The organism is Ruegeria sp. CDSA241, assembly GCF_059611265.1.
Map to the genome: position 1 here is coordinate 279,237 of NZ_JBXWPF010000002.1, position 6,887 is coordinate 286,123.

7 protein-coding genes and 1 pseudogene are annotated in these 6,887 nt (G+C 56.8%); 5 read left to right on the forward strand and 3 right to left on the reverse strand.

Annotated elements, in window-relative coordinates; translation table 11 throughout:
* Positions 1–34: 34 nt before the first annotated feature.
* Positions 35–2,122: a dipeptide ABC transporter ATP-binding protein gene (locus AC2FJV_RS03485; RefSeq protein ID WP_496687732.1), complete on the forward strand. Its 2,088-nt coding sequence runs from the start codon at positions 35–37 to the stop codon at positions 2,120–2,122.
* Between the two features lie 141 nt (positions 2,123–2,263).
* On the opposite strand, the gene AC2FJV_RS03490 is transcribed toward AC2FJV_RS03485, so the two are convergent.
* Complete coding sequence (locus AC2FJV_RS03490) at positions 2,264–2,842, reverse strand: lytic transglycosylase domain-containing protein (RefSeq protein WP_496712633.1); 579 nt, start codon at positions 2,840–2,842, stop codon at positions 2,264–2,266.
* Positions 2,843–3,049: 207 nt separating this feature from the next.
* Here AC2FJV_RS03490 and ssb point away from each other — a divergent pair, with 207 nt between their 5' ends.
* Complete coding sequence (gene ssb / locus AC2FJV_RS03495; RefSeq protein ID WP_271946699.1) at positions 3,050–3,541, forward strand: single-stranded DNA-binding protein; 492 nt, start codon at positions 3,050–3,052, stop codon at positions 3,539–3,541.
* Between the two features lie 18 nt (positions 3,542–3,559).
* Positions 3,560–4,630, forward strand: coding sequence for a site-2 protease family protein (locus tag AC2FJV_RS03500; protein WP_271946697.1), 1,071 nt, complete (start codon positions 3,560–3,562; stop codon positions 4,628–4,630).
* On the opposite strand, the gene aroB is transcribed toward AC2FJV_RS03500, so the two are convergent.
* Positions 4,631–5,737, reverse strand: coding sequence for a 3-dehydroquinate synthase (gene aroB / locus AC2FJV_RS03505; RefSeq protein WP_496693257.1), 1,107 nt, complete (start codon positions 5,735–5,737; stop codon positions 4,631–4,633).
* On the reverse strand, positions 5,738–6,325 hold the full coding sequence (locus AC2FJV_RS03510) for a shikimate kinase (protein ID WP_281994724.1): 588 nt from the start codon (positions 6,323–6,325) through the stop codon (positions 5,738–5,740).
* A gap of 79 nt (positions 6,326–6,404) precedes the next feature.
* Between AC2FJV_RS03510 and AC2FJV_RS03515 the strand changes: the two genes are divergently transcribed.
* Positions 6,405–6,554, forward strand: a complete 150-nt coding sequence (locus AC2FJV_RS03515) for a hypothetical protein (protein WP_185956616.1) — start codon at positions 6,405–6,407, stop codon at positions 6,552–6,554.
* Positions 6,544–6,887 (forward strand): annotated as a pseudogene (locus tag AC2FJV_RS03520) (hypothetical protein); the annotation flags it as partial. The gene AC2FJV_RS03515 and the pseudogene AC2FJV_RS03520, both read left to right, overlap by 11 nt.

Here is a 6,887-nt window from a genome sequence, read left to right on the forward strand (position 1 = left end):
GGGGATCCCCGGGATCTGGTGAGGAGCAACACAGATGACCAAACTTGCGTCCTATGAGGGCCCGATATTGGAGATCGACAAGCTGTCGATTTCGTTTTTCACGCGGTTGCGCGAGATCCCTGCAGTGATGGATTTTTCGGTCAGCGTGCAGCCTGGTGAAGCTGTGGGGCTGGTTGGGGAATCGGGGTGCGGGAAATCCACTGTTGCGTTGGGCGTGATGCAGGATCTGGGCAAGAACGGGCGTGTTGTTGGCGGATCCATCAAGTTCAAGGGTCGTGACCTATCCGAGATGACGGCCGAAGAGCTGCGCGATATTCGCGGCAATGAAATAGCCATGATCTATCAGGAACCTATGGCCAGCCTGAACCCCGCGATGAAGATCGGTCGGCAGCTGATGGAAGTACCGATGATCCACGAGGGCGTCAGCAAGGACGAGGCCTATGCCCGTGCACTGGAAGTGGTCACCGATGTACGCCTGCCCGACCCTGAACGGATGCTGAATTCTTTCCCCCACCAGCTGTCGGGAGGCCAGCAACAGCGCATCGTGATCGCGATGGCGCTGATGTCCAAGCCATCGTTGCTGATCCTGGACGAGCCCACCACCGCGCTTGACGTGACCGTCGAGGCCGCGGTGGTCGAGCTGGTCAAGGATCTGGGCAAGAAATACGGCACCTCTATGCTGTTCATCAGCCACAATCTGGGGCTGGTGCTGGAAACCTGCGACCGGCTGTGCGTGATGTATTCCGGCGAAGCGGTCGAGCGCGGCTCAATCAAGGATGTGTTCGACGAAATGCAGCACCCCTATACGCAGGCGCTCTTCCGGTCGATTCCACTGCCGGGTGCGGACAAGAACGCGCGCCCGCTGGTGGCCATTCCGGGCAATTTCCCCCTGCCCCATGAGCGCCCTCCGGGCTGCAACTTTGGCCCACGCTGCGACTATTTCGAGGAAGGTCGCTGTGACGCGCAGAACATTCTGATGGAGGCCGTGCCAGGCAATGACCGGCATCATACCCGCTGTCTGAAATTTCAGGAGATCGACTGGAACGCGCCCATCACCCTGGCCGACCAAAAGGAAAAAGGTGAGATTGGCCGCGTTGTTCTAAAGATGGAAAATCTCAAGAAATACTATGAGGTTGCGGCAAATGCACTGTTCGGCGGCGGCGAAGCTAAGGTAGTCAAAGCCAACGAAACGCTGAGCTTTGAGGCGCATGAATCCGAGACACTCGCCATTGTGGGCGAATCCGGCTGCGGCAAATCCACCTTTGCCAAAGTTCTTATGGGGTTGGAGACGGCCACGGACGGGCAGATCCTGTTGGACAACCGCAATATCGAGGACGTGCCCATCGAAGAGCGCGACGCCAAGACGGTGGGCGAGGTTCAGATGGTGTTCCAGAATCCATTCGACACGTTGAATCCTTCGATGACCGTGGGCCGTCAGATCATCCGCGCTCTGGAAATCTTTGGCGTCGGTAAGTCCGAAGCCGAGCGCAAGAAGCGGATGCTCGAACTGTTGGACTTGGTGAAACTGCCCCGCGCCTTTGCCGAGCGGATGCCTCGACAGCTGTCGGGTGGTCAGAAACAGCGTGTCGGCATCGCCCGGGCCTTTGCCGGGGATGCGCGGATCGTGGTGGCGGATGAGCCGGTCTCGGCGCTGGATGTATCGGTGCAGGCGGCGGTAACCGACCTGCTGATGGAGATCCAACGCGAGCACAAAACCACACTGCTGTTCATCAGCCACGACCTGTCGATCGTGCGCTATCTCAGCGACCGGGTGATGGTGATGTATCTGGGCCATGTGGTCGAGCTGGGCACCACTGATCAGGTGTTTGCGCCGCCCTATCACCCCTATACAGAAGCCCTGCTGAGCGCAGTCCCCATCGCCGATACCTCGGTCGAGAAGCAGCACATCGTCTTGGAAGGCGACATCCCATCAGCGATGAACCCGCCTCCTGGCTGTCCGTTTCAGACCCGCTGTCGCTGGAAGTCCGAAGTCCCCAACGGTCTTTGCGAAAGAGATGTCCCACCCGTGAAAACCCTGGCAGACGGTCATCAGGTCAAATGCCATCTGGCAGACGACATCCTGGCACGTATGGAACCCGTCATAAAAATCGCCGCTGAGTAATGGGATTGGGTACGCAACAAGGGCGTCGGTAAGGTGGTTCCGGCGCCCTAATTAAGCGACACGACCGCAAGCAGCCTGTCACTGAACGCGCTAATTTGGCCAAGCCGCATCACCTGTTGATCCGGCAATTCATCGGGTGGCCTAACCGCCCCAAATCACCTTCACGTAATTCTGGGTTTCCTTGTAGGGTGGTACGCCGCCGTGTTTTTCAACAGCCTGAGGTCCGGCGTTATAGGCGGCCAGCGCAAGCCGCCAGGATTTGAACTTGCGGTATTGCCAGGACAGATACCTGGCCCCACCTTCAAGATTCTGTTTCGGGTCGCGCGGGTTCACGCCCAATAATTGCGCGGTCCCGGGCATCAACTGGGCCAGACCCAACGCGCCTTTATGTGACACGGCATGCGGATTCCATCCACTTTCCTGCTGAACAAGGCGCAGGAACAGCTCTTCGGGAACAGCGTGTTTACGAGCCGCTTGCCGCGCCATCGTCAGGTACTCACCCCGATAGTTGCCGGAATATCGCTTACTGAATTGTGGTTGAGGCGTCTTAGGCTTCAACCGATCTGAATCGCGGTACTGGGTGGCCGCACGGCCGTCCAAATATTTGGATTGCTTCAGAAAGATGTCCTTACGGCTTTTGGTCGACAGCGTATCCGCCGCAGCGAGTCCACAGGTCAACGCAAAGCATAGAACCGATAAAAAACAAAATCTGAAACGCATTAATGCCTGTCCCGCACTGTCACGAACCCGAGTGAGTATATGTATTTCAGCCAATAATGAAAGCATGGTAAATTTTCTATGTGCAAACTCCCGACCAGTTCATTTCTCATGATCCATGTTCCAACCATGGTTCAGGGCGTATAGGGTCTCAGAAATACACAGCGCCAGATTCGGGCGCACTCAAGTCAGTTAAGAACGGGGAAATACATGGCGGGTTCTGTCAACAAGGTCATTCTGGTGGGAAATCTGGGGCGTGATCCCGAGGTACGGTCGTTCCAGAACGGTGGCAAGGTCTGCAATCTGCGCATCGCCACTTCCGAGACCTGGAAAGACCGCAACACCGGCGAACGCCGCGAGCGGACAGAATGGCACTCGGTCGCGATTTTTTCAGAACCATTGGCCCGCATTGCCGAGCAATATCTGCGCAAGGGCAGCAAAGTTTATATCGAAGGTCAGCTGGAAACCCGCAAGTGGCAGGATCAGTCCGGTCAGGACCGCTATAGCACTGAGGTGGTTTTGCGCCCCTATCGCGGCGAGCTGACTTTGCTGGATGCGCGTGGAGAAGGCGGTGGCGGTGGTCAATCCGGCGGTTACGGTGGCGGCCAGGCAGGTGGTGGCTATGGTGACCCCTATGGCGGACAATCCAGCGCCCCGGCACCCGCATCTGGTGGAATAGACGACGACGAGATTCCGTTCTAGGCACACCGGAGACACATCATGACATGGTCCTTCTCGCTCGGCCGACTTTTGGGGTCGGAACTGAAGGTCCATGTCACCTTTTTCCTCTTGTTGGCATGGGTTGGATTCGCTGCCTATTCTACCGGAGGGATGCAGGCCGCGATCGGGAATCTGATTTTCGTGCTTGCCCTTTTTGCATGTGTGGTCGCGCATGAGTTTGGTCATGCGCTGATGGCGCGGCGCTATGGCATAAAAACTCCGGACATTACTTTATTGCCGATCGGCGGTCTTGCCCGATTGGAACGGATGCCAGAGAACCCCATGCAAGAGGTATCGGTGGCTTTGGCCGGTCCTGCGGTAAACGTCGTCATCTGGATCATCCTCGTCTTTTTGGGCGCAGGAATGCCATTTGAAACACTCGCCAATATTGATTCACCCGAGACCGGGCTATTGAACCGCCTCGCCTATGTGAACCTTCTTCTGGCTGCCTTTAATCTCATCCCCGCATTCCCGATGGATGGTGGACGCGTTTTTCGCGCACTGCTCTGCCTGAGGATGGATCGGGTCAAGGCCACGCGCATTGCCGCATTTGCCGGTCAGATAGTGGCGGTAGGATTGGGGTTTCTGGGGCTAAGCACAGGCAATCCGTTGTTGGTTCTGATCGCGGTTTTTGTATTCGTTGCCGCCAATGCAGAAAGCCAGGACGTCGCAATGCGATCAGTGGCGCGTCAGGTTCTGGCCCGCGACGCCATGATCACCGAGTTTCACGCCCTATCGCCAAGCGACACGCTTGCGACCGCCGCTCAAGCGGTCATTCACACCACTCAGCATGAATTTCCATTGTTGGATGCAACAGGGAAACTGCAGGGCTTTGTCACGCGCGACCGGCTGTTTGCTGCTCTCGCCAAAGATATTCCCCGGTCAGAATTGGCCAGTTCAATCATGGTTGAGGATATCCCGACAGTGACCCTGAGCAGCGGATTGGAAGCGGTTCTGAAACAGTTCCACGGGGGTGCCCCCGCAGTTGCCGTCTGCACGCGGTCAGATCAAATGGTCGGCTATATTACCCGTGAAAATATTGGCGAGTTAATGATCATTCGCGGACGTTGATCAACCCAGCGCGTCCTTGAGGACACTCAAAACCGCATCCCGCGGAACATCCGACGTGACAAATGCCTGCCCGATGCCTCGGGCTAGAATGAAACGCAGTTGGCCATCGATAACCTTCTTGTCCTGCGCCATCAGCTCGACCAGCGCTTCGGCGTCGGGCAAATCCCCGTGGATATCGGAAATGTCGGTTTTCATGCCCATCGCATGCAGATGTGCCCGAACCCGGCTTGGGTCCTCTTGCGAACATAAACCAAGTCGCGCCGACAGTTCGAATGCCAGTGCGCATCCAATCGCAACGCCTTCACCATGCAGCAAACGATCAGAATACCCGGTCGCAGCCTCAAGCGCATGACAGAACGTATGCCCGAGATTCAGCAGGGCGCGATCCCCCTGCTCGGTCTCATCACGAGCGACGATGTCGGCTTTCATCTGAACGGATCGGGTGACGGCCCGAACCCGCGCGGCCATATCCCCGCCCGAGACATCGGGGCCATTGCCCTCGAGCCATTCAAAGAATGCTGCATCCCCCAACAGCCCGTATTTTACGACCTCACCATAACCGGACAGGAAATCCCTGTCGGTCATTGTGCCCAGAACCGAAGTATCCGCCAGCACCAGTGAGGGTTGATGAAATGCGCCAATCAGGTTCTTGCCCTGCGGTGCGTTGATCCCGGTTTTGCCGCCGACCGAACTGTCGACCTGCGCTAGCAGCGAAGTTGGTATCTGAACAAACCGTACGCCCCGGCGCAAAACGGCCGCGGCAAATCCGGCGAGATCACCTATAACCCCACCTCCGAACGCAACCACCACATCACGCCGCTCGATTTTCTCGGCCAACAGCCATTCGACTGCACGCTCAAAATGCGGCCAGCTTTTGGTGGCTTCGCCCGCGGGCAGCGCCAATGCGGACATTTCGATCCCTGCGCTGGCCAACCCATCCCGCAACGCGTCAAGATGCAGGCTCGCCACGTTTTCATCGGTCAGAACCGCTACTTTGGGTCGCGGCAGCAAAGGCGCTATGCGCTGACCGGCCTGCATCAGCAGATCGGGGCCGATCTCAACATCATAGGACCGATCCCCAAGCTCAACATGTACGGTTTGGTGCATCTATTTCCGTTCCAAAACATCAGGTCGCGTCATCAGAGCTTTGACGACACGCTCTACCATATCTTCAATCGAGACATCCCCGTCGGACGAAACCGCCAGATCGGCGCGTTCATAGATCGGAACACGCTGATCGTACAATGCACGAAGGGTCGCGAACGGGTTTTCGGTGCGCAAAAGCGGGCGCGTATCCTTGTGGCGAACGCGGTTCCACAACACACCCAAATCGGCGCGCAACCAAACGGACACCCCGCGTTGAGTGATCATGTCGCGGTTTTGTTCGGTCATAAAGGCACCGCCGCCGGTAGAAAGGATACCTTTTTCCTCGACCAAAAGCCGCCCGATGACCTGGCTTTCCTTGCTGCGAAAAAAGGCTTCGCCATCACGCTCGAATATCTCGGGGATGGTCATGTTGGCCGCTGATTCGATTTCGGCATCGCTATCGAGGAAAGGAACCCCCAACCGAGCGGCCAAAGCGCGGCCTACGGCGGTCTTTCCGGCCCCCATCATACCTACAAGCACCACTGTTTTGTGCAGTGTATAGTCCGAAACGGCAGATGCCGCATGGGTGTTATGCTTAATTTCGCTCATTTCATCGTGAATGACGTGATCTTAGGAAAAATGCCAGTTATAACTTGGGCAAAAGAGAAAATTGAGGCAGCGTTTGACCATGGGCCGTCTGATCAAGTTCCTGATATATCTGATTTGCCTGTGTTTCATCGGGCTGGTGGGATATGTCTACCTGGGTGAGTTTTTTGGTGCAGATTTCTCTGCGCCGCAAAGCGAGGTCAGGGAGCCGGTAATACTGAATGTCGAATAAAGTGGCGGTGGTTGCACTGTTTCTTGCAGGAACAGCGCAGGCGCAGCAGGAACCCCTTTCTGTTATCGAATGGCTGGCCAATCCTCCGGAAAACCTTCCGGGGACGGTTTTGCTTGAGCCACCCGTGGCGCAGCCCGGCGGTCAGCCCGATGTTCTTGTGACCCCACTTCAGGCATTGTCACAACCCCTGGGCCTGGTTGCTTCGACTGTCACAGGATTGCCTGTCGACATGTGGCAGAACAGCGATCCCCAACGCCTGTCCGAACTGATCGAAAGCGTCCCGGTCAAGTATAACCCAGCAATGCAGCGTTTGCTGTTCACGTTGCTTTTAAC

Coding starts and splice junctions, on each gene's coding strand:
- AC2FJV_RS03485 (WP_496687732.1), top strand. CDS start 35: ATGACCAAACTTGCGTCCTATGAGGGCCCGATATTGGAGATCGACAAG.
- AC2FJV_RS03490 (WP_496712633.1), bottom strand. CDS start 2,842: ATGCGTTTCAGATTTTGTTTTTTATCGGTTCTATGCTTTGCGTTGACC.
- ssb (WP_271946699.1), top strand. CDS start 3,050: ATGGCGGGTTCTGTCAACAAGGTCATTCTGGTGGGAAATCTGGGGCGT.
- AC2FJV_RS03500 (WP_271946697.1), top strand. CDS start 3,560: ATGACATGGTCCTTCTCGCTCGGCCGACTTTTGGGGTCGGAACTGAAG.
- aroB (WP_496693257.1), bottom strand. CDS start 5,737: ATGCACCAAACCGTACATGTTGAGCTTGGGGATCGGTCCTATGATGTT.
- AC2FJV_RS03510 (WP_281994724.1), bottom strand. CDS start 6,325: ATGAGCGAAATTAAGCATAACACCCATGCGGCATCTGCCGTTTCGGAC.
- AC2FJV_RS03515 (WP_185956616.1), top strand. CDS start 6,405: ATGGGCCGTCTGATCAAGTTCCTGATATATCTGATTTGCCTGTGTTTC.